The organism is Paraburkholderia dipogonis (assembly GCF_046027395.1).
In the GTDB taxonomy this organism is placed as follows: domain Bacteria; phylum Pseudomonadota; class Gammaproteobacteria; order Burkholderiales; family Burkholderiaceae; genus Paraburkholderia; species Paraburkholderia dipogonis_A.
The window spans coordinates 1-358 of the sequence record NZ_JAQQEG010000138.1; the positions used below are offsets into that span (position 1 = coordinate 1).

The window sequence follows — 358 nt, forward strand, 5'->3', positions numbered from 1 at the left end:
GCATCGCGGTCGCGCGGTGGTGTTCGAGAACATCGAGGAACTGCACGCGAAGATCGACGACGAGTCGCTCGATATCGACGAGCACTGCATCATGGTACTCAAGGGCGCGGGGCCGAAGGGGTATCCGGGCTTCGCGGAAGTCGGCAATATGCCGCTGCCGAAAAAGGTGCTGCAGAAGGGCATTACGGACATGGTGCGCATTTCCGACGGCCGCATGAGCGGCACAGCCTACGGCGCGGTCGTGTTGCATGTATCGCCGGAAGCGGCTGCGGGCGGGCCGCTCGCGCTCGTGCAGACCGGCGACATGATCGAACTGGACGTCGAAGCCCGCCGCCTGCACTTGGAAGTCACCGACGAG

Annotated in this window: 1 pseudogene; it reads left to right on the plus strand. The window is 64.2% G+C overall.

From position 1 onward, the window contains the following. A pseudogene (locus PQR32_RS42210) lies at positions 1–358 on the plus strand (dihydroxy-acid dehydratase); the annotation flags it as partial.